General features: G+C 55.4%; 23 protein-coding genes and 3 tRNA genes. 10 read left to right on the forward strand and 16 right to left on the reverse strand.

Annotation, left to right across the window (positions count from 1 at the left end):
• Positions 1-2: 2 nt before the first annotated feature.
• From AC2LB6_RS15670 to AC2LB6_RS15685, 4 genes are all read right to left on the reverse strand, one after another.
• Positions 3-76 (reverse strand) — tRNA-Val (locus AC2LB6_RS15670).
• A gap of 20 nt (positions 77-96) precedes the next feature.
• Positions 97-173 (reverse strand) — tRNA-Val (locus tag AC2LB6_RS15675).
• Between the two features lie 3 nt (positions 174-176).
• Positions 177-253 (reverse strand) — tRNA-Val (locus tag AC2LB6_RS15680).
• Between the two features lie 153 nt (positions 254-406).
• A complete protein-coding gene (locus AC2LB6_RS15685) occupies positions 407-1780 on the reverse strand; it encodes an MATE family efflux transporter (RefSeq protein WP_490094196.1) in 1374 nt (457 codons plus the stop codon).
• A gap of 203 nt (positions 1781-1983) precedes the next feature.
• On the opposite strand from AC2LB6_RS15685, the gene AC2LB6_RS15690 reads away from it, so the two are divergent.
• On the forward strand, positions 1984-2646 hold the full coding sequence (locus tag AC2LB6_RS15690; protein ID WP_490094197.1) for a riboflavin synthase subunit alpha: 663 nt from the start codon (positions 1984-1986) through the stop codon (positions 2644-2646).
• Between the two features lie 324 nt (positions 2647-2970).
• On the opposite strand, the gene cfa is transcribed toward AC2LB6_RS15690, so the two are convergent.
• Both cfa and punC read right to left on the reverse strand, forming a co-directional pair.
• Positions 2971-4119 carry a cyclopropane fatty acyl phospholipid synthase gene (cfa, locus tag AC2LB6_RS15695; RefSeq protein ID WP_490094198.1) on the reverse strand — a complete coding sequence of 383 codons (1149 nt, stop codon included), beginning with the start codon at positions 4117-4119 and terminating at the stop codon, positions 2971-2973.
• Between the two features lie 309 nt (positions 4120-4428).
• Positions 4429-5631, reverse strand: a complete 1203-nt coding sequence (gene punC, locus AC2LB6_RS15700; RefSeq protein WP_490094199.1) for a purine nucleoside transporter PunC — start codon at positions 5629-5631, stop codon at positions 4429-4431.
• 107 nt (positions 5632-5738) lie between these two features.
• On the opposite strand from punC, the gene punR reads away from it, so the two are divergent.
• A complete protein-coding gene (gene punR / locus AC2LB6_RS15705; RefSeq protein ID WP_490094200.1) occupies positions 5739-6644 on the forward strand; it encodes a DNA-binding transcriptional activator PunR in 906 nt (301 codons plus the stop codon).
• Here punR and purR read toward each other — a convergent pair.
• Positions 6641-7666, reverse strand: coding sequence for an HTH-type transcriptional repressor PurR (purR, locus tag AC2LB6_RS15710; RefSeq protein ID WP_490094201.1), 1026 nt, complete (start codon positions 7664-7666; stop codon positions 6641-6643). The two genes, punR and purR, sit on opposite strands and share 4 nt — an antisense overlap.
• A 281-nt stretch (positions 7667-7947) precedes the next feature.
• On the opposite strand from purR, the gene cydH reads away from it, so the two are divergent.
• The gene (cydH, locus tag AC2LB6_RS15715; RefSeq protein WP_010245592.1) at positions 7948-8037 is read left to right on the forward strand and encodes a cytochrome bd-I oxidase subunit CydH; all 90 of its coding nucleotides are present in this window, start codon (positions 7948-7950) and stop codon (positions 8035-8037) included.
• Positions 8038-8082: 45 nt separating this feature from the next.
• On the opposite strand, the gene AC2LB6_RS15720 is transcribed toward cydH, so the two are convergent.
• Positions 8083-8892 (reverse strand): C40 family peptidase, encoded by an 810-nt coding sequence (locus tag AC2LB6_RS15720; RefSeq protein ID WP_490094256.1) that lies wholly within the window; start codon positions 8890-8892, stop codon positions 8083-8085.
• Positions 8893-9257: 365 nt separating this feature from the next.
• On the opposite strand from AC2LB6_RS15720, the gene AC2LB6_RS15725 reads away from it, so the two are divergent.
• Positions 9258-9593, forward strand: coding sequence for a Grx4 family monothiol glutaredoxin (locus AC2LB6_RS15725; protein WP_170933470.1), 336 nt, complete (start codon positions 9258-9260; stop codon positions 9591-9593).
• A 43-nt stretch (positions 9594-9636) separates the two neighbouring features.
• On the opposite strand, the gene rnt is transcribed toward AC2LB6_RS15725, so the two are convergent.
• The 4 genes from rnt to AC2LB6_RS15745 form a co-directional block, all read right to left on the reverse strand.
• The gene (rnt, locus tag AC2LB6_RS15730) at positions 9637-10305 is read right to left on the reverse strand and encodes a ribonuclease T (protein ID WP_010245582.1); all 669 of its coding nucleotides are present in this window, start codon (positions 10303-10305) and stop codon (positions 9637-9639) included.
• Positions 10306-10424: 119 nt separating this feature from the next.
• On the reverse strand, positions 10425-10832 hold the full coding sequence (gloA, locus tag AC2LB6_RS15735; protein ID WP_008926200.1) for a lactoylglutathione lyase: 408 nt from the start codon (positions 10830-10832) through the stop codon (positions 10425-10427).
• A 116-nt stretch (positions 10833-10948) separates the two neighbouring features.
• Positions 10949-12046, reverse strand: a complete 1098-nt coding sequence (locus AC2LB6_RS15740; protein ID WP_490094202.1) for an alkene reductase — start codon at positions 12044-12046, stop codon at positions 10949-10951.
• Positions 12047-12096: 50 nt separating this feature from the next.
• Positions 12097-12693 carry a TetR/AcrR family transcriptional regulator gene (locus AC2LB6_RS15745; protein WP_490094203.1) on the reverse strand — a complete coding sequence of 199 codons (597 nt, stop codon included), beginning with the start codon at positions 12691-12693 and terminating at the stop codon, positions 12097-12099.
• 174 nt (positions 12694-12867) lie between these two features.
• On the opposite strand from AC2LB6_RS15745, the gene AC2LB6_RS15750 reads away from it, so the two are divergent.
• From AC2LB6_RS15750 to AC2LB6_RS15765, 4 genes are all read left to right on the forward strand, one after another.
• Positions 12868-13107: a DUF1289 domain-containing protein gene (locus AC2LB6_RS15750; protein ID WP_003850275.1), complete on the forward strand. Its 240-nt coding sequence runs from the start codon at positions 12868-12870 to the stop codon at positions 13105-13107.
• A 68-nt stretch (positions 13108-13175) separates the two neighbouring features.
• Positions 13176-14072: an aldo/keto reductase gene (locus AC2LB6_RS15755; RefSeq protein ID WP_490094204.1), complete on the forward strand. Its 897-nt coding sequence runs from the start codon at positions 13176-13178 to the stop codon at positions 14070-14072.
• Positions 14073-14156: 84 nt separating this feature from the next.
• The gene (gene sodC / locus AC2LB6_RS15760) at positions 14157-14675 is read left to right on the forward strand and encodes a superoxide dismutase [Cu-Zn] SodC (RefSeq protein ID WP_490094205.1); all 519 of its coding nucleotides are present in this window, start codon (positions 14157-14159) and stop codon (positions 14673-14675) included.
• A 130-nt stretch (positions 14676-14805) separates the two neighbouring features.
• Entirely contained in the window at positions 14806-15273 is a 468-nt protein-coding gene (locus AC2LB6_RS15765; RefSeq protein ID WP_490094206.1) for a hypothetical protein, read from the forward strand.
• Here the strand turns inward: AC2LB6_RS15765 and AC2LB6_RS15770 are convergent, their stop codons facing one another.
• The 3 genes from AC2LB6_RS15770 to AC2LB6_RS15780 are packed head-to-tail and all read right to left on the reverse strand — an operon-like array spanning position 15274 to position 18370.
• Complete coding sequence (locus AC2LB6_RS15770; protein ID WP_490094207.1) at positions 15274-17274, reverse strand: FUSC family protein; 2001 nt, start codon at positions 17272-17274, stop codon at positions 15274-15276. It lies immediately after the preceding gene.
• Positions 17271-18128, reverse strand: coding sequence for an efflux RND transporter periplasmic adaptor subunit (locus AC2LB6_RS15775; protein WP_490094208.1), 858 nt, complete (start codon positions 18126-18128; stop codon positions 17271-17273). The genes AC2LB6_RS15770 and AC2LB6_RS15775 overlap by 4 nt, the downstream gene beginning before the upstream one ends.
• Before the next feature lie 5 nt (positions 18129-18133).
• Positions 18134-18370, reverse strand: coding sequence for a DUF1656 domain-containing protein (locus tag AC2LB6_RS15780; protein ID WP_490094209.1), 237 nt, complete (start codon positions 18368-18370; stop codon positions 18134-18136).
• A 150-nt stretch (positions 18371-18520) separates the two neighbouring features.
• On the opposite strand from AC2LB6_RS15780, the gene slyA reads away from it, so the two are divergent.
• Positions 18521-18958 (forward strand): transcriptional regulator SlyA, encoded by a 438-nt coding sequence (gene slyA, locus AC2LB6_RS15785; RefSeq protein ID WP_490094210.1) that lies wholly within the window; start codon positions 18521-18523, stop codon positions 18956-18958.
• Positions 18959-18998: 40 nt separating this feature from the next.
• Here the strand turns inward: slyA and slyB are convergent, their stop codons facing one another.
• Positions 18999-19466, reverse strand: coding sequence for an outer membrane lipoprotein SlyB (gene slyB / locus AC2LB6_RS15790; RefSeq protein WP_490094211.1), 468 nt, complete (start codon positions 19464-19466; stop codon positions 18999-19001).
• A 282-nt stretch (positions 19467-19748) separates the two neighbouring features.
• On the opposite strand from slyB, the gene anmK reads away from it, so the two are divergent.
• Positions 19749-20870 (forward strand): anhydro-N-acetylmuramic acid kinase, encoded by a 1122-nt coding sequence (anmK, locus tag AC2LB6_RS15795; protein ID WP_490094257.1) that lies wholly within the window; start codon positions 19749-19751, stop codon positions 20868-20870.
• The last annotated feature ends 1 nt before the right edge of the window (position 20871 follow it).

Here is a 20871-nt window from a genome sequence, read left to right on the forward strand (position 1 = left end):
GGTGCGCTCTAATGGACTCGAACCATCGACCCCCACCATGTCAAGGTGGTGCTCTAACCAACTGAGCTAAGAGCGCATTTTGAATCTTCTGAATATTGGTGCGTCCGAGTGGACTCGAACCACCGACCCCCACCATGTCAAGGTGGTGCTCTAACCAACTGAGCTACGGACGCACTTGGTGCGCTCTAATGGACTCGAACCATCGACCCCCACCATGTCAAGGTGGTGCTCTAACCAACTGAGCTAAGAGCGCAACATGCTGTCAGGGCGACAGCGGGGACGAATATTAACGGCAGCGTGTAAGCCTGGCAAGGGGAAAATAGTTTTTTCGCCGTGACTGAGCAGCAACTGTGCTAACCGTCGTTTTTTTCGTCATTGCGGGCCATGAACGACCCGCATTTTTTGGCTAACGCGCCGCGCGCGTCAGAATGATTTCAGCCGGGGATTGCTGTAACCGTCTGATGCGCCAGAGCATCATGATAGCAGCCGAGGTCAGGCCGATGATAAAGCCGCACCAGAAGCCCGCCGGTCCCATTCGGGGCACAATCCAGTCGGTCAGCGCCAGCAGATAGCCAGCCGGCAGTCCCAGCAGCCAGTAAGCGATAAAGGTAATAAAGAATATTGATCGCGTATCTTTATAGCCGCGGAGGATCCCGCTGCCGATCACCTGAATCGAGTCTGAGAACTGATAAATCGCCGCCAGCATCATCAGTTGCGCCGCCAGCGTCACCACGTCGGGATTGTCGTTGTAGAGCAGGGCAATCTGATGACGGAACGTGACGGTAAAAATCGCGGTCAGCGCCGCCATGCTGATACCGACGCCCTGGGCGGTCCAGGCCGCGACCCGGGCCTGCTCGGTGGAGCCCTGACCCAGACGATACCCGACGCGGATGGTGGTTGCGACACCCAGCGACAGCGGCAACACGAACATCAGTGAGCTGAAATTCAGCGCGATCTGGTGACCGGCCACGTTAACGATACCCAGTGGCGAGACCAGCAGGGCGACAACGGCGAATAGCGTGACCTCAAAGAAGAGTGCCAGCGCCACTGGCAATCCCAGCGTCATCAGGCGGCTCAGAATCGGACGCGAAGGCGGTGACCAGCGGCTTTCCATCCGGATATCGCGCATGCTGCCCATCCGGCGCACCCAGAAGCGCATGCAGATAAACATCACCCAGTAAACCGACGCGGTTGCCACGCCGCAGCCGACCCCGCCCAGGGCAGGCATGCCGAAGTGCCCATAGATAAAGACATAGTTAAGCGGGATGTTGAACATCAGTCCCAGGAAGCCCAGCACCATGGCGGGTTTGGTTTTCGACAGCCCCTCGCACTGATTGCGCAGCACCTGGAAGAAGAGGTAGCCAGGTGCGCCGAACAGCAACGCATGCAGATAGCCCTCTGCTTTCAGCGCCAGCGCCGGATCAATGTCATGCATCGCCCGGATGAGATAACCGGCATGCCACAGCAGCACCATAATCAGCAGGGAGACAAAGAAGGCGAGCCAGTATCCCTGGCGGATCTGTTCGCCGATGCGTTCGCGGCGACCTGAACCGTTGAGTTGCGCAACGGTGGGCGTCAATGCAAGCAGAAGACCATGACCAAAGAGGATGGCCGGAAGCCAGACAGAGGTGCCGACAGCAACGGCGGCCATATCCGTGGCGCTGACTGCGCCGGCCATAATGGTATCCACAAATCCCATTGCGGTTTGAGCCACCTGAGCAAGGATGACCGGAATCGCAAGGGCCAGCAATTGACGCGCTTCTGTTAAATACTTCTGCACGTTAACACCTGACTTGTTGAATGAATTAAAAGGGCAGAAAAGCCCAGGAAATTGCGCGAACTAGTGTAACTGGCGTAACACTATTCGCCAATCTTTGTCACACGATGCGGTTTGCCGCCCCATTAAAGACGCTGCGCGGGCTGAATTCTAACAGCCGACCTGAGCTGTGATAAACTAACGCAAACTTCGCAGAGGCAAAGACTATGTTTACCGGTATTGTGCAGGGCACCGCAGAAATCGTGTCCATTGAAGAGAAAGAACTGTTTCGTACTCACACTGTCCGACTGCCGGAAGACCTGTTACCGGGCCTGGCGCTGGGCGCATCGGTAGCGCATAACGGTTGCTGCTTAACCGTGACGGCAATTGACGGCGACCGCGTCAGTTTTGATTTAATTAAAGAGACCTTGCGGGTGACTAATCTTGGCGATTTACGTCAGGGCGATGTGGTCAATATTGAGCGTGCAGCAAAATTCAGCGATGAAATAGGCGGACATCTGATGTCAGGTCATATTATGACCACCGCTGAGATCTGCAAGATTATCCAGTCAGAACATAACCGCGAAGTCTGGTTTAAAATCCAGGACCCGACGCAGATGAAATATATTCTACATAAAGGTTTTGTCGGCATCGACGGTATCAGCCTGACAGTAGGTGATGTGACTAAGACCAAATTCTGCGTCTATCTGATCCCCGAAACGCTGGAGCGCACGACTCTTGGCGCGAAGACGTTTGGCGACCGGGTCAATATTGAGATCGATCCGCACACGCAGGCAATCGTAGAGACCGTGGAGCGGGTGTTAGCCCAGCGCGATGCTGCGGCGGCGATGAGTATGCTGACCGGTCAGCCTGACTCCGAGAGTAAATAAAAGGCGTGTAAGCGCCTTTGAGCGTTGTGATAGGGTCTGAACTGTTTTGCGGTGATACCGAGCCATCACAGGCAACAGGGTCAGATTGGAAAGACGCAAAAACCAGTCCATAACACGCTCGGCCCGCGCGATTACGCACCTCATCCCTGAGGTGCGCACGTTGCCGGGCCAACGCGTTGCGCTGTTCAAAAATGCTTCCGGCATTTTTATCCGGGCGGCGGGACGCTTTCCTGTTCTGATCCGGTTCCCTGCTCGTTAAGCCTATTCATTGCTGTGAGATCCAATATGATCTGGCATTCGCAGCATCTGCATGATAACCGGGTCCTACCGCGCCACCCGTAATCCGCCCTCAACGCCGCGACTAAACACAATCTGCCACAGCTGAATATCACGCGCCCGGAAGGCACCAGCGCAGGCATTCAGATAATAGGAGAACATCCGTTTAAAGCGTTCGCCATATTTATCAGCCAGCTCTGGCCAGGCCTGCAAAAAGCGTTCATGCCAGGCCATCAGTGTTTTGTCGTAATCGGCACCAAAGTTATGCCAGTCTTCCAGAATAAAGTGGGGCTCGCTGGCATCCGCCACATGACGCACTGAAGGCAGACAGCCGTTGGGGAAGATATATTTATCGATCCAGGGATCGACACTCATATCGGTCTTAATCGCACCGATGGTGTGAAGCAGGAAAAGACCGTCAGGCTTTAAATTACGATCGACCACATCAAAATAGGTGGCGTAATTTTTCGGCCCGACATGCTCAAACATCCCCACCGAAACAATGCGATCAAACTGCTCATTCAGATCGCGATAATCCTGCAACAGAATCGTGACGTCTAACCCGCTACAGCGCTGCTGCGCCAGTTTCTGTTGTTCAGCGGAAATCGTCACGCCATGCACTTTGACGCCGTAATGACGTGCGGCAAATTCCGCAAGGCCGCCCCAGCCACAGCCAATATCCAGCAGCGACATCCCGGGTTCCAGCGCTAATTTACGGCAGATCATATCCAGCTTGGCTTCCTGCGCTGCTGGCAGCGTCGTAGCCTCTTTCCAGTAGCCACAGGAGTATTGCATGTATGGATCGAGCATCAGTGAAAAGAGATCGTTGCCCAGGTCGTAATGCTCTTTACCGACAATCCACGCCCGTTTTTTTGACTGCAGATTGGTTAAGCGGGCGGCGGCAATGCGCAGCGTGTCTTTAAAGTGATGAGGCAGCTGCTGATCGAGTTTGTGTTTAAGTACCTGGTGGAAGAAAATATCCAGCCGGTCACACTCCCACCATCCATCCATGTAGCTCTCACCGAGCCCAAGAGAGCCCTCCTGCAGAACACGTTTAAAAAAACCAGGATGATTAATATGAATATCCCAGGAACGTGAACCATTAATTTCGATATCCGCTTTTTCCAGCAGTTCATGAACGATGCGATACCAATGGTTCTCTTCAGGGCTCACTGCTTCTGCATAAGATGAACTCATAGATTTTCCACCACCTGTCCAATCTGAACCTGAACAAAGAGTAGTCAATTTATTCAGGCATTGAGAAACGATGCGGATGGCTCCGCAAACCGGTTATTGTGTGATACAGAGGACTGGAACAGCCTGCAGCAGGTCGGGTAAGATGAGAATAACGCGCGCGAATACCGTCCCGGCAGCAGGGTGCCAATCAGATTATTACGTTATTATATTGTTGATTTATTACAGGTTTGTTGACCCGGATGAGTATATGCTCACGCGGGTCAATATTCAATAACTTATTGTTAGGGCGCTAAGTAAGAAGTCAGGGTATCAATGATTATCCTGGCAGGCAGGTTGCGCAGAGGCAACAACAGTTTGTGCGTTTGCGGCACGCTGCATGGCGTAACCGATCAACGCGAGCACAATGGTCACCGCCATCATCAGCGTGGTTGTAAACAGCGCCTGGGTTAATCCAGCTGATACCGCCAGGCTGGCGGCGAAGCAGAGTCCTAACTGCAGGGTGTTCTGCAAAGCAGCAGCTTTACCAGTGGCATCCGGGAAGGGCATCAGTGCACTGGAAACCACAATCGGATAGATCGCCCCGTTAGCCAGCGCCATCCCGCAGAACGGAACCATCAGGCTCACCAGCGTGCTGTTGCCTGCAAGCGCAACAGCAAACAGCGACAGAATGCTTAGGCTGTAGACGCCCAGCATCCAGGGCAGCAACTGTGCACCGTTAAAGCGGTTGAGCAGAGCGCGACAGCCGAATCCACCTATTAAAAAGGCGAGGGTCTGGGGCACATAACTCAGGCCGATATCGGCGGGTGAGAGACCCAGATCCGCCAGAATAAACGGCGAGCCAGTCAGCCAGGCAAAGAAGCTGGCAGAACAGGCAGAGTAGATCAGCACGTTGCCGCTGTAGACCCGCGATTTCAGCAGCGTGAAGAAGCCCGGCTGCGCCTTTTTTTCACTTGCGGCTTTGCGAACGGTGGGCAGACGCAGCGTGGTCAGTATCAGCGCCATCGCAATCAGGGTCAGCACCAGGAAAATCGAACGCCAGTGGAAGTGGCCGATCAGCCAGGCACCCAGCAACGGCGCCAGCGCGGGAGAGAGCGCAACCAGCGGCATAATGGTGGCGAAGACTTTGTTGGCGCGCGCGGCAGGGTAGCGATCCACCACTAATGCCTGCCAGCTCACGGCCGCAGCACAGACGCCAATCGCCTGCACGAAGCGCAGCGCCAGCATCAGATAGATATTATTCACCCACAGCATGCCCGCACAGCCGATGCCAAACATGGCCAGTCCGGCCAGCAGCACAGGTTTGCGACCAATGCGATCGGAGAGCGGTCCCCAGAATAGCTGACCCAGGGCGAAGCCTCCCAGAAAGAGACTCATACTGGCGCTGATCAGGCCGGGTGAGGTATTAAAGGTTTGCTGCATCGCCCCGAAGGCGGGCAGGTACATATCTGTGGCTAAAAAGCCGAGCATGCTCAGCAGGGCAAGGTAAGGCATAAATCCTTTATTCGACAACATCTCATTCTCATTTTTGCAGGATAAACGCGGCAGAGTGTAAAAGGTGCGTTTGCTGCTGTGAAACGGTAATATTTGCCGATTGCTGTTAAAATTTTTGAAGGCAGATTATGTGGTCAGAATATGCATTAGAAGTGGTTGACGCGGTCGCCCGTGGGGGCAGCTTCAGCGCTGCCGCGCAGGAGTTACATCGGGTGCCTTCTGCCATCAGCTACACGGTGCGCCAGCTGGAGAACTGGCTGGCGGTGCCGCTATTTGAGCGTCAGCATCGTGAAGTGGTCCTCACCCCGGCAGGCGAGCATTTTGTCAGGGAAGGGCGCAGCGTCATCAAAAAAATGCTTGCCACCCGGCGACAGTGTCAGCAGCTTGCCAACGGCTGGCGCGGGCAGCTCAGCATTGCCGTTGACCGTATTGCAAAGCCTCAGCGCACCCGGCAACTGGTTAAAGATTTCTATCGCCACTTCCCCGATATGGAGCTCATCATCAGCTATGAAGTCTTTAACGGCGTCTGGGATGCGCTGGCCGATGGCCGGGTGGAGGTCGCGATTGGTGCCACGCAGGCAATCCCGGTGGGCGGACGTTTTGCGTTTCGCGATATGGGCACTCTCAACTGGCGCTGCGTGGTCGCGCCGGATCATCCGCTGACGCAGGCGAGCCAGATCGATGATGACACGTTGCGAAGCTGGCCATCACTGGTGCTGGAAGATACCTCGCGTGCGCTGCCACGCCGTATGACATGGACGCTGGATAACCAGCGCAGGCTGGTGGTGCCGGAATGGCAGACCGGGCTGGAGTGCGTACAGGCGGGATTGTGTGTGGCGATGGTGCCGGGTCATCTTGCCAGGCCACTGCTGGACAGCGGCCAGCTGGTTGAACTGACACTGCCGGTGGCGTTCCCGGACAGCCCCTGCTGCGTCAGCTGGGCTGAAGATCGCGCATCACCGGCAACAGGCTGGTTGCTCAGCTATCTGGGTGATGCGCAAACACTTAATCAGGAGTGGTTAAGCGAAGATTAACGGCGATAGTCGCGGAATGGACCATCGGCCACGGAACGGCGTTCAATCAGCGTAGGGTGGACTTCAATCGTTTGTGACACTTCACGCTTACTGGTGATGCGGTCCAGCAGCATATCCAGCGCTTTTTCACCCAACTGGGCTTTAGGCTGATGCACGGTCGTCAGGGCCGGTGCGAAATAGCGGGCGTTGCGCACATTGTCATAACCGATCACCGAAATATCCTGCGGGACGCGCAGGCCCATCTCGTCGGCGGCGCAAATCGCGCCCATCGCCATGATGTCACCGCCGCAGAACACCGCCGTTGGACGCTGTTTCTGCGACAGGATCTGCTGCATCGCCTGATAGCCTGACTCCGGCTCGAAGTCACCCTGCACAATCCACTCGGCACGCGGTTGAATACCCGCTTCTTCCATCGCCTTCAGGAAACCGGCGTGGCGTCCTCCACCAGTGTTGCGTTCCATCTGACCGGGGATAGCACCAATATCACGGTGTCCGCGTTCAATCAGATAGCGTCCAGCCAGATAGCCGCCCTGGAAAGCATTATCGAGCACCGTGTCGGTGAAGTCGGCGCGCGACTCGCCCCAGTCCATCACCACCATTGGGATATTACGGTTCTCTTCCAGCATCTGCAGCAGATCGTCCGGATATTCAGAGCACATCACCAGCAGACCATCGACGCGTTTCTGCGCCATCATGCTGAGGTAGGCGCGCTGCTTTTGCAGGTCGTTATGCGCATTACCCAGAATCAGCGTATAGCCTTTGTCAAAACAGTGATTTTCAACCGCTTCAATAATTTCAGCAAAATAGGGCGCTTCGCTGGAGGTGGCAAGCAGGCCCAGCGTCCTGGTGTGGTTCACTTTCAGGCTGCGCGCGACGGCGCTCGGCGAGTAGTGAAGTTCTTTTATCGCCTGCCAGACCGCGTTGCGTGTCTCTTCAGCGACAAAGCGGGTTTTATTGATGACGTGCGAAACGGTGGTCGTTGAGACGCCGGCGCGTTTCGCCACATCTTTAATTGTTGCCATGAAAATCGGACTCCAGTGCTTATCTAACTCTATGATAAGCGTAGTGTTAAACGTTTGCGTCTGCTCAGGGTTTTTTCCGCAAAAATGCAGCTTTTCTTGCCCGTAAACAGGCCGCTGGCGGAGAATAAATGCCTTAAAAGATGCGCAAACGGAATCAGAGTTGCGCGCGTTGCGCAACAGAGGCGGGATTCTAACAAGGCTGGACGGATAAAACGAGATTTTTACCGGGCTGTGTGGGAAAATGCCATATCCCTACAAATTGTGTGACTAAGGAGCAAACAATGAGTACCGATCTTAAACTGGCGTTAATGACCACCGCAGGCTGTCTGCTGATGATTGTGGCCTTTAGTTTTACTGCCATTCTGCACTAATAAAAAAGCCGGGATTATCCCGGCTTTTTCTGACTGTTCTGCTGCTCAGCGTATAGTTTTTGGCGTCATCACCCGACGGGCGCCAATGTAGTGGCGCTGCCAGTAATCTTCTCCTAATGCGCTGATCTGAATATCTTTACCGGTACGTGGCGATTGAATAAACTTGCCATCGCCCAGGTAAACGCCGACGTGGTCCGCAGTACCGCGACCGTTAATGCGGAAGAAGACCAGATCGCCTTTCTCCAGCGACTCGCGTTTAATTGGCGCTGCGTCACGCAGGTGATACATCTCGTTAGCGGTACGCGGGATCTTAAACTTCACCAGATCTTTATAGGCGTACCAGACCAGACCGCTGCAATCGAAACCAGTATGGGGTGACGTGCCGCCCCACTGATAAGGTTTACCCAACTGGCCCATCAGCTTGGTCATCGCGGTTTCACGTGCCTTCTGATAGCGCTGACGGTGGGATTTGCTCATTTTAATTGTGCCAGGTTCGCTGGTGGTGACCTCAGCGGTTTTTAGCTGGCGCTGATGACCATAGCGTTTCTTCTCTTTATTTTTTTCTTTGCTTTTGCTGATACGGGCGGTTTTAAGCGAGGTCTTCTTAGCAGGCGTCTGTTTCGCAGTGAGTTCGACTTTTTTCTGTTTTTTAGTTTTGAGTTTTTGAACAGGGCTGAGGCGAGTCTTTTTCGTCACCGTTTTTACCTGGCGACGTTTGCGGCGCTCATCGTCGCGCGCACTCTTTTTTTCTGCTTTATGCGTACTGACGTTCACCGGCGCGTGCGGTGAAGCAGCAGCGACGTTGAAAAACAGTTGCGCAAAGGCCAGCATCAAAAGCGTAATGATTAAACGCATAGTCCGTTGATTAGTTAAGTTGTCAGGGCCACTACGCACCGCGACAAAGTTGAGATTAATCTGATCCAGGATCAGCGCCCAGGCCATTCTAGTCCAGTTCTTTTAAAAACTGTAATGCCTTTTAATATTAATCTTTGCAACCCACGTAATCGCGCTGAAAATGAACATTTTCAGCGTCTTATATCAACGAAATTATTACGAATTATTAAACTGTTACCAGCTGTTAATAATCAGGGATTCAGGCGTCACGAAGCTGAACTTAACAATGATGGCGATTTAATCGGGCAGCGGTCAAAATCTCGTTTTCAGTCACGCTGCGAAGTCGCTACAATAAACAAACACGAAGTGACGAATTAAGGAAGGCAATTATGAGTACTGTAGAAAAAATTCAGCGCCAGATCGCAGAAAACCCGATCCTGCTGTACATGAAAGGTTCCCCGAAACTGCCTAGCTGCGGTTTCTCTGCACAGGCGGTACAGGCGCTGTCAGCCTGTGGTGAGCGTTTTGCTTACGTGGATATTCTGCAGAACCCGGACATTCGTGCCGAGATGCCGAAATTCGCTAACTGGCCAACCTTCCCGCAGTTGTGGGTTGATGGCGAGCTGGTCGGTGGCTGCGACATCATCGTCGAGATGTTACAACGAGGTGAACTGCAGACGCTGATCAAAGAGACTGCAGAGAAGTTTAAAGAAGCAGAATAAAAAAAGGCCGACATCACGTCGGCCTTTTTCATTGCGGCATCCCTTATGCGGATGTCGTGGCTTCTGCATCACCTTCCGCGAAGGGCAGTGGCCAGCCACCTAACCGTTTCCAGCGGTTCACCAGCTCGCAGAACAGCGTTGCCGTCTGCTGAGTGTCATAGAGCGCCGAATGCGCCTGCGTACTGTCAAACTCCATTCCCGCCGCAATACAGGCTTTCGCCAGAACCGTCTGACCCAGCACCAGTCCACTCAGCGCTGCGGTGTCAAAGGTGGCAAACGGGTGAAATGGATTGCGCTTCAGGCTGGCACGTTCCGCCGCCGCTGACATAAAGTTCAGGTCGAACGTGGCATTGTGCGCCACCATAATGGCGCGATTGCAGCCGCTGTCTTTAATGCCCTTGCGCACCATTTTGAAAATGGCGTGCAGCGCTTCATATTCACTGACTGCGCCGCGCAGCGGATTACTCGGATCGATACCGGTAAAGGCCAGCGCTTCCGGATGCAGCAGCGAGCCGACAAAAGGTTCGACGTTGAAGTGCAGCGTCTGGTCGATCTGAATCCATCCCTCTTCATCCATTTTCAGCGTGATAGCGGCAATCTCCAGTAACGCATCGGTTTGGGCGTTGAAACCTGCGGTTTCAACGTCGATCACCACCGGATAGAAGCCACGGAAACGTTGATTGAGTGCATTAGGGGAATTCGATTCAGACATCAGGATCTCGTTGCAGAAAAAGGGCAGCGCGTATTATGGCAAAAAACGGGGCCGGGTGCAGCAGATGAAGCGAAGAGAAGGGGATTCAGCCCACCCGGAAGGCAGGCTGAGGGGCAGGTTTAGTTGCCCAGGCCGTTACCGGCATCTTTGTTTTCGATCAGCTCGATTTTGTAGCCATCAGGATCTTCAACAAAGGCAATAATGGTGGAGCCGCCTTTAACCGGACCCGCTTCACGCGTCACGTTGCCGCCATCTTTGCGGATACGTTCGCACGCTGCTGCTGCGTCATCAACGCCCAGCGCAATGTGACCATACGCATTGCCGAGGTCATACTTATCGACGCCCCAGTTATAAGTCAGCTCGATCACCGCACCTTCGCTCTCGTCGGTGTAGCCTACAAACGCCAGGGTATATTTATATTCGGTGTTTTCGCTCTGACGCAGCACGCGCATGCCCAGCACACGGGTGTAGAAATCGATAGAACGTTGCAGATCGCCAACGCGCAGCATGGTATGAAGTAAACGCATAACATCCTCTTTTAAATAAAACGCCATCGCCGGATGACCCAGGCGATAAGTATAGCGATGAAAATCGCCATTGAATAATGGCTGCCGCCATCGTCCCGGACGGCAGCCCAAAACAGTTACAGCGTCGGGTAGTCGATATAACCTTCAGCGCCGCCGCCGTAGAAGCTTTCCGGGCGCTGTGGATTGAGTGGGGCATCCTGCTGCAGACGCTCAACCAGGTCCGGGTTAGCAATGTAATCACGACCAAACGCAACCGCATCGATCAGACCGCGACCGATCAGATCATCGGCTTTCTCAACGGTGTAGGCACCGGCACCAATGATGGCACCCGGGAAGAGATCACGCACTTTCTGACGGAAGGCATCGGTGTAAGGCTGACCACCGGCCCAGTCTGGCTCTGAAAGGTGCAGATAGGCGATGTTGCGTTTTGCCAGCTCGCCGATGTACCACAGCGCCGCTTCTTCTTCGTCCGGACCGTTGTCCAGATTCTGGAAGCTGCCGATGGGTGAGACGCGAATACCAATGCGATCGGCTGACCAGTTAGCGATGACTGCATCAACCACTTCCAGCGCAAAGCGACCGCGTTTTTCGATGCTGCCGCCATATTCGTCGGTACGATGGTTTGAGCCAGGAGCCAGGAACTGGTGCATCAGGTAGCCGTGCGCGGAGTGCAGCTCAAGCAGATCAAAGTCCGCTTCACGCGCGTTGGCCGCAGCCTGACCAAAATCAGCCACGATCTGCTTGATCTCTGGCACGGTCAGTTCACGCGGCGTTGAGGTATCTTCGCGATAAACGCTGCCATCTTCAGCACGCAGTGAAGTACGAGTGCCGGCAGCAATCGCTGATGGCGCTACCGGTGCTTTGCCTTCCGGCTGCACGCTGTTATGTGAGATACGACCAGTGTGCCATAACTGTACTGCGGTGTGACCGCCAGCCTGGTGCACGCCTTCGTTAATCACTTTCCACGCTGCAATCTGTGGCTGCGTATGTAAGCCTGGGGCACCGGCATAGCCTTTCGCCTGGAAAGAGATCTGAGTCGCTTCGGTTATGATCAGACCAGCGCTGGCGCGCTGACAGTAATATTCCGCCATCATCGGAGTAGGGATGTCGCCTGGCTCAATGCTGCGCAGACGGGTCAGCGGTGCCATGAATACGCGGTTTGGGACGGTAATTGCGCCGACTTTCAGCGGACGAAACAGCTGTGTACTCGCCATAATAGCTCCTGATTAGTAGACCAGTCGTCTACAAATACGTTTTTTAAAAATCAGTAGCTTTTAAGCCACTGTTCGATGGTACTCAATGCCAGACGCAGTGGCTGCGCCGCGCGGGAAATTTTGCTCTGCAGGCTCGCACCGAGCCACAGCAGCGACAGTAATTCCGCCATCTGCACCGGAGGTTGCGGCAGGCTCAGCGGCTCCTGCTGCTCTGCAGCGATCAGCGTCCGGGCGTAGAGGGCGGTAATCTTTCCTGCACCCTGCTGCAGGGCGTCACGCATTGGCTCAGAGAGATCGCACACCTCAGCGGAGACTTTAACGCCCAGGCAGCCGACGATATGGCCCTGCTGCACAAACAGCTCAACGGCAGCACGAAAATGATTAAGCAGGCGCTCACGCGGCGTGCCGTCAGTCTGGTTAAGCTGTAACTCTACATCCTGCAGGTAACGCGCAAAGTAGCGTTCCAGTAAGGCCACGCCAAACGCCTCTTTAGAACGGAAGTAGTAGTAGAAGGAGCCTTTCGGCACCGCCGCCTGCGTCAGCAACTCGCTGAGGCCCATTCCGGTAAAGCCGCGTTGCAGACAGAGTTGCTCACCTGTCTGGAGCAGGTGTTCGCGGGTTTCATTGCGTTGTAGCGTCTTATTCATGGCAGGGAGATTAGTAGACCAGTCGGTCTAATGCAACACCGCACCGTACATTTGGCACAGAGTGTTCACTCGTCAATGAAAGAAAAGGATAAATCTGGTGGGGCGGGGCTTACTTCCTTCGCAACCAGGCTACGCTGTTTAGTGAACTGTTTATTCTGTGAATCCGGAGTCGTGGTGGCCGAGCAGCTTGAGTTTTTCCCGGTTCCCAGCCCCTGTCGCGGCATCTGCCAGACTGATGCGCGCGGCTACTGTCTGGGATGTTTACGCAGTCGCGATGAGCGGTTCAACTGGCTGCGCTTCAGTGATGCGCAAAAGCGCGAGGTGATACGCCTTTGCCAGCAGCGTCGTCAGCGCCTGCAACGGCAGCAGAAAGGCGACGAGCCGCCCGAACCCCAACAGCCGGAGTTATTCTGACGACTTTGCGCTTTCCGTTATACTCTCTGACACATTAGTTACAGCCCACGCGCAACAGGGAGAACGTCATGTTAGAACCGCAAGCCATCGCTTCACAGGGGCCCGATTTTTCACCGCTGGTTATGGGATACTGGCGTCTGATGGAGTGGGGCATGTCGCCTCAGGAGCGAGTCGCGTTTATTGAGCACCATCTGAGGCTTGGCATTACCACCGTGGACCATGCAGATATCTACGGTGATTACCAGTGTGAGGCGGCGTTTGGCGAGGCGCTGAAACTGGCACCCGGACTGCGTGACCAGCTGCAGATTGTGACCAAATGTGGCATCGCCACCCGCGCCCGGCCTGAGCATCAGATTGGCCACTACATCACCGATAAAAGTCATATCCTGCAGAGTGCAGAAAACTCGCTGCGCCATTTCCACACCGATCGTCTCGACCTGCTGTTGATCCATCGTCCCGATCCGCTGATGGCAGCTGACGAAGTGGCTGAAGCCTTTATGGCACTGCATCAGAGCGGCAAGGTGCTGCATTTTGGCGTCTCAAACTTCACCCCATTCCAGTTTTCCCTGCTGCAATCTCGTCTGCCGTTCTCGCTGGTCACCAATCAGCTGGAGATCTCACCGGTTCAGCAAAGCGTGCTGCTGGATGGATCGCTGGATCAGTGTCAGCAGCTGCGCATTCGTCCGATGGCCTGGTCCTGCCTGGGTGGCGGCCGCCTGTTTAACGGTCCGCATTTCCAGCCACTGCGTAGCGAGCTGGAAGCGGTGCGGCAGGAAACTGGCGCCACCAGCCTGGAGCAGGTGGTCTACGCCTGGATACTGATGCTACCGTCGCGCCCGCTGCCGATCATTGGCTCCGGTAAAGCTGCGCGGGTCAGCGAAGCCGCCGGTGCACTGAACTTAATCCTGACACGTCAGCAGTGGTTCCGTATTCGCAAGGCAGCGCTGGGATTTGATGTGCCGTGAAGCGTAAAACTGCGTCAATCTCCGACAAAATAGCGCAAAAGCGACCAGACTTATCTCAAACCCTGGGATGCAAATGGAGTCACCATGAAAATGAAAGCAGTTGCGCTATTCGCCCTGATCACCTGCGGTGCAGCACAGGCTGCCAGCGAGCAGGTTACTATCCATCAGGTTACCGCTGAAGGGATTGGAAAATCGTTGGGCACCGTTAAGATTGACGAGACACAGTATGGTCTGCAGTTCACGCCGGATCTGCAGGGGCTTCAGCCGGGCATTCATGGTTTCCATGTCCATGCCAAAGGCAGCTGTGAACCGGGCGAGTCAGACGGCAAAGTGGTCGCCGCCGGTGCGGCGGGTGGCCACCTTGATCCGGCCAACAGCGGCAAACATCTGGGGCCTTACGCTGAAGGGCACCTGGGCGATCTGCCCGCGGTCTATGTTGATGACAAAGGCAATGCCACTTATCCGGTGCTGGCACCGCGTCTGAAATCGTTAAAAGAGATTAAAGGCAAAGCGCTGATGGTGCATGTCGGCGGTGATAATCATGCCGACCATCCTAAACCGTTGGGCGGTGGCGGGGCACGCTATGCCTGCGGCGTAATCTGAATTTCCGGGCGGCAGGCAATGGCCGCCCGCTTTTCGCCTGACTGTTTATGAATTGTTGTACCATCCCTGACATTTCCCCCCTATGATATTGATTCAGGTACGAAAGCGTGATGGGGAAAGGAGCAGGAAAATGAAATTCAAGGGCGCATTACTGCTGTGTCTGCTGCTGGTGGGATGCGATAAACCCAATGATACGCAACTGGTTACCGAAACCGGACGCGAGCTTCAGCGCACCATTGATACCAGTCCGATGCGTGTCACCTGTGAAAAGATTGCCAAAGGCCGTGAATGGCTGAGTCGCAACATGGTGCACAAGCTGGAAGCGCAGGGCTGTGATCAGGTCTTTCGCAGCGCTACCGAAACCAATTTCACGGATAGCACCATCTATCGCCACTCCATGACCATGGTGTGCGGTGGCATTCACGGTCAAAGTTTTACCGGCACCGAGCTGACGCGCCGGTTTATCTTCTCACCTGATGAGAAAGCACTGGTGATTGAACCGATGACCGAAATGGATAAAACCCGCTTCGAAGGCCATAAAACGCTGCAACAGCTGCAGGATGATTTTAACCGGCAACAGCAGCAATATTGCCAGTAATCACTCCGGCACCGCCTGCTTCAGCTGTGCCAGCGAACAGCGTAATCGCCAGATAATCCCCGCCAGTTCGCTGGCCTCGTTATTTTCCAGCGCCAGCAGTGCGGCGATGGTCCCTTCCAGTTTTGTCAGCATCTGATCCAGTGAGTTGTGGCGCACGCCGCGGCTGCTGATAATCTGCTGTAAATTTTGCAGGCTGCTATCGCGAAACGCCATCAGCGCAGCCGAACCGGCGTGCCATTCACGCAGCTGCCAGACAATATGCGAGCAATTGAGCAGCACCACGCCCCAGCGCAGTAGCCAGACGCGCGCCTGTTCATCCCGGCTGTGACTGAGCTGGCTGATACGATGATAAATCTGCGATTCGAAGCGACTCTCGCTGAGCCGGGGCCGTTGCCGCAGCTGGTCGAGAAACGCCAGCCGCAGTGCCCGGATATGGCGTCGGCTGCGCCGCGCATCAGAACTGGGCTTCAGAATCTGAAACGCCAGCCAGGCGAGCAGCACGCCGCAGACTTTGGCGATGTTATCGTTAAAGAAGTCCTGATAGTCCCAGCTGGGCGGATTTGTCACCGCAATAAATGAGCCCATAAAGACGATGAACTGCCCCCACATCCCGGCGCGCTGTTTCTGTTGCAGCTTGAAAAGTTGCAGCGTCACCAGCAGCGGGAACAGAAACAGCAAAAACTGCCACAGCTGACTGATCTGCACCATCAGGCCAAACTTCATCACAAAGCTAAACGCAAACAGCCACAGCAGGGTTTTCAGCAACAGCGTGACGCTGCCTCCGGGTGAGGGCACGGAGGCGTAAAGCACGCAGGCAATAGCGGTTAAGGTGAGCGCAGAAGCTCCGGAAGACCATTGCGTATTGATCCAGAAGGCACAGCCCAGCACGATCACACAGAAGGTGCGCAGGGCGCTCCATCCCGCTTCGGCACTGTCACTGTCGCGCGCCAGCGCCGGGACCGGCGGCGGCTGAAAGCGGGTATCGGCATCGGCGCGATCCAGCAGCCGGATCCAGCGCAGCACATTGAGGTACATCCAGCAGAAGTAGCGCAGCCGCTGACAAAAAGCACGCTGCCGGTAATCACCATCCGCCGCAGGCGTCACGCTGCGCAGAATTTGTGCCAGACGATATTTATCGCACGCCGGTTTCGCCAGCTCAGCCAGCAGGAGCTGCAATGCTTCAAACAGCGCCTCAGGCGCGTCGGGCAAGTTTAGCAACATGCGGCGCAGGCTGGAGAGCACGCTGGTGAGTCGCAGCTGCTGGTGCAGCACATAGTTCAGGACGTTGTTCTGTCGGCGAAAGAGATAGTGGCTCCAGAACGCCTGAATCCGCAGCAGATTCATAGTCAGGATCTGGCTGATGACGTTTTCATGCGCGACACGAATAGTATCGCTGGCCGAGGGCTGCAGCAGTAACACCGCATGTTCCAGCAAGCGGGCATGCATCTGCTTCAGCGAGGTGATTAACGTCTCGCCGTCGGAGGTGCTCGGCAGCACCATCATCATCAAACCGGCGCAGAGAATGCCGGATATCACCTCGCAGACGCGTGCCTGCGCAATCGTCCACAGCGTGGTGATATCGGTGATATTCACGCTGCTAAAGGCGATAATGGCGGCGGTGTAACCCGCCAGCGAAAATGCGTAGGCGACGTTGTTCTGGTAATGATTTGAAATGCCGGTACAAAGCGCCAGCCAGCCGGCAATCGCAAAGGTAAACAGCCATGGCTCATTAAGGGTATGTCCGGCGATCACCAGCGCGGCGCTGGCCCCCAACAGACTGCCCACGATGCGGCCAAGACTTTTACTGATCGCGCCGCCGACGGTGGGAAAGCTGATCACGGCGGCAGAGGTCATTGCCCAGTAAGGCTCATCGAGATCCAGTCCATAGGCGATGCTCAGCGCCAGACACATCGCAATTGCGTTGCGTAACGCATAGCGCCACTGACCGGCGTTAGCCTTAATCCAGGGCAGTTGATCCCATGCCAGCCACTGAAAATTCATGGCTGGATGGTGATGGTGCAACTGGTGCCGGCCACCAGATCGGCATTGGCCGGAAGCGAATCGAGACGAATGCGTACCGGCACCCGCTGCGCCAGCCGCACCCAGGGCACGTTTGGCTTGATATCGGGCACCAGTCCGCTGTCAGTCTCAATGCTCTGGTCATAGATTGCGCGGCCAATGCTGTCTACCTGGCCCTTCAGCCGCATGCCATTGCTGTAGAGCACCACCTGCGCCGCCGCGCCTGGATGAATATGGCGAAGTTTAGTCTCTTCGAAATAGCCCATTACGTAGTAAGAGTGGCTGTCGACCAGGGCAAACAGAGGTGAACCCGCAGTGGCATAGTTGCCGGACCGAAGCGTGAGATTGGTGATCCATCCATCCGCCGGTGCGGTCAGCGTCGTCTGTTGCAGATTCCAGCGCGCCCGGTCCCACTCCGCCTGCGCGGCTTTAGTGCTGGCAGCAGCCGCTCCGGCGCTTAAGCGTGCCGCATCGAGATCCTCGGCGGAGATGATGTTGCGCGGCAGGTTGCTGCGCCGGTTAAATTCGTGCTGCGCTTTCGCCAGGTCCGCCTGCGCTTTGCTGAGCTGAGCGGCGGCGTTGTCGAGCGCGATCTGCCACGGCACCGGGTCCAGCGTTAACAGCTGCTGGCCCTGATGCACAAACTGATTGTCTTTGACCTTCAGTTGCGTAATCCGGCCCGAGACCTGAGGCGTGATATCCACCAGCTCTGCCCGCACTTTCCCGTCACGGGTCCAGGGCGACTGCATGTAGTAGTTCCACAGCCAGCCACCGGCCAGCAGCGCCAGGGCAAAGACAATCAGTGTTGAGAAGTATTTTACCGCATTAAATTTCATATCGATTATCCGTGACCGATGAGCCAGAGTGCGGCGGTAACGCACAGCACAAACAGGGAGAGATCAAACAGGGTAGGATGCCAGACTTCGCCGGAGTAGATCCAGCCGCGCACCAGCGGGTGGATCAGCAGCCAGAAAAAGAAGCCGAGGATCACCGCTTTGAATATTGGCGGGAAAAAAAGTGAGGCGCCCACGACCAGATCGGTCAGCGGATTCGCACCTGAAAAAGCAGGAGTGAGCACGTGATAACATCCTTCGTTAACCCAAACGGCAGACGGGAAGCGCTACCCCGTTATCATGCTCTGGTCTGGGATTTGTAATTTGTCCTGTAAACTCGCAGAATAGTGTAAAATCTGGCTTGATAGCTAGCAAGCTAATTATAAGGAGCTGAAATGGATACGCCCCTCGGAACGGATTTATCTCGTCTGGTGCGCATCTGGCGCGCGTTGATTGATCAGCGGCTCAAGCCGCTTGAGCTGACGCAGACTCACTGGGTGACGTTGCACAACATTCATCAACTGCCGCCCGAACAGTCGCAGATTCAGTTAGCCAAAGCGATTGGTATTGAACAGCCCTCACTGGTGCGTACGCTGGACCAGCTGGAAGAAAAGGGACTTATTACCCGTTCGACCTGCGCCAACGATCGTCGCGCCAAGCGGATCAAGCTGACTCAGCAGGCGGAGCCGATTATCGAACAGGTTGAGAGTGTGATTGATGAGACGCGGGACGATATCCTGTCCGGCATCAGTCGGGAAGAGATCAGTCAGATGGTGACGCTGATCGCCCGGCTTGAAAAAAACATTCTCGAATTTCAGAACAAAGAGAAATAAAAAAACCGACGCCCAGGCGTCGGTTTTTTGTTTCACAGCATTAGCGAGGTGAAACCGTCACCTGGCTGCCATTGGACGCCATCGCAACACGCTGGCCAACAGAATACCGCGAGGCGGCCTGTTTCTGAACCACCATGATGGTGTTGCCATCATCCTTGCGGATTTCCAGCTCTACGCCATCGGTTTTATTGACTGCGCCCTGAACGCCCTGGCCCGCTACGCCACCCAGAACCGCACCACCGGCTGTCGCCAGGCTACGGCCGGTGCCGCCACCAATAGTGTTACCCAGGAAGCCACCCAGCACCGCACCACCGATAGCACCGATAACATTGCTCTCATCGCCGCCCTGGATTTTCACCGGACGCACAGAGACGAGGGTACCGTACGAAACGTTCTGAATTTGCTTAGCTTCACTGGCACTGTAGGTATCACCCGACAGCGTACTGGTATTGCTACAACCTGCCAGCATAGCACCGGCCAGAGCGACCACAATTACACGCTTAATCATTTGAAACTCCTTTAGTCGAGAAGGCGCCACGTTTACCGCTGTATCCTGCACTCAGTATAAGACACAAACCTGGCAAATTAATCCCTGTCCGAATAAAACATGGTTGGACGAAGCATAGACTATTCAGGATCAACAATAATTCAATCGCGGATTAAAAATAGTCCCGTTACGTTATCGGTGAGCACGATTGGATAAAAACAATTTAATCATAGAATTAGCGAACATTATTTGTCAGGCTAGCCGCAGATGAATCGCACTTCCCGCCGGAAGTAAGGAATGGCTATGAAATCAGGACGCTATATCGGGGTAATGTCAGGCACCAGCCTGGATGGGGTGGATGTGGTGCTGGCCGCCATTGATGAGAATATGGTGGCGCAGCAGGCGAGCTATTGCCATCCGATGCCACCAGAGATGCGTCAGGCGATTCTGGGGATTTGTCAGGGACAATCGCTGACGCTGTCTCAGCTCGGCCAGCTCGATACCCGCCTCGGCCAGCTGTTTGCTGAGGCCGTGGTGACATTAATGAAGCGCGCGTCGCTGGAGGCCAGCGATATTACGGCAATTGGCTGTCATGGTCAGACCGTCTGGCATGAGCCACAGGGCGACGCACCGAATACGCTGCAGATTGGTGACAACAACCAGATTGTGGCGGCAACTGGCGTCACCGTGGTGGGCGATTTCCGCCGTCGTGACATGGCGCTGGGCGGGCAGGGCGCGCCGCTGGTGCCCGCCTTTCATCAGGCGCTGCTGATGGATGCCACTGAACGCCGCATGGTGCTGAATATTGGCGGCATTGCCAATCTCTCCGTGCTGATCCCAGGTCAGCCGGTACGCGGCTTCGATACCGGCCCCGGCAATATGCTGCTGGATGCCTGGATCTGGCGTAATCAGGGGCTGCCCTATGACAAAGATGCGCAGTGGGCGCGCAGCGGAACGGTAATTCCGGCGCTGCTGGAGGCGCTGTTACGTGAAGCCTGGTTTGCGTTGCCGTCGCCGAAAAGCACCGGGCGCGAACACTTCAATCTGGGCTGGCTGGAACAGCATCTGCGCTACTTCCCGGGTCTGGCGCCACAGGATGTGCAGGCCACGCTGGTCGAGCTGACCGCCATCACCATCACGCAGCAGGTGTTACTCAATGATGGCTGTGACCGTCTGCTGGTGTGTGGCGGCGGGAGTCGCAATCCGCAGCTGATGGCGCGTCTGGCGGCGCATCTTCCCGGCACGGAAGTGACTACCACCGATGCGGCGGGAATCAGTGGCGACGATATGGAAGCGCTGGCGTTTGCCTGGCTGGCGTTCCGCACGCTCTCCGGGCTGCCGGGCAACCTGCCTGCGGTGACGGGCGCACGTGAAAAAAGCGTGATTGGCGCAATTTATCCGGCCAATTCACTCTATCGACGTTAAG

This window comes from Pantoea sp. RCC30.1, from assembly GCF_058148845.1.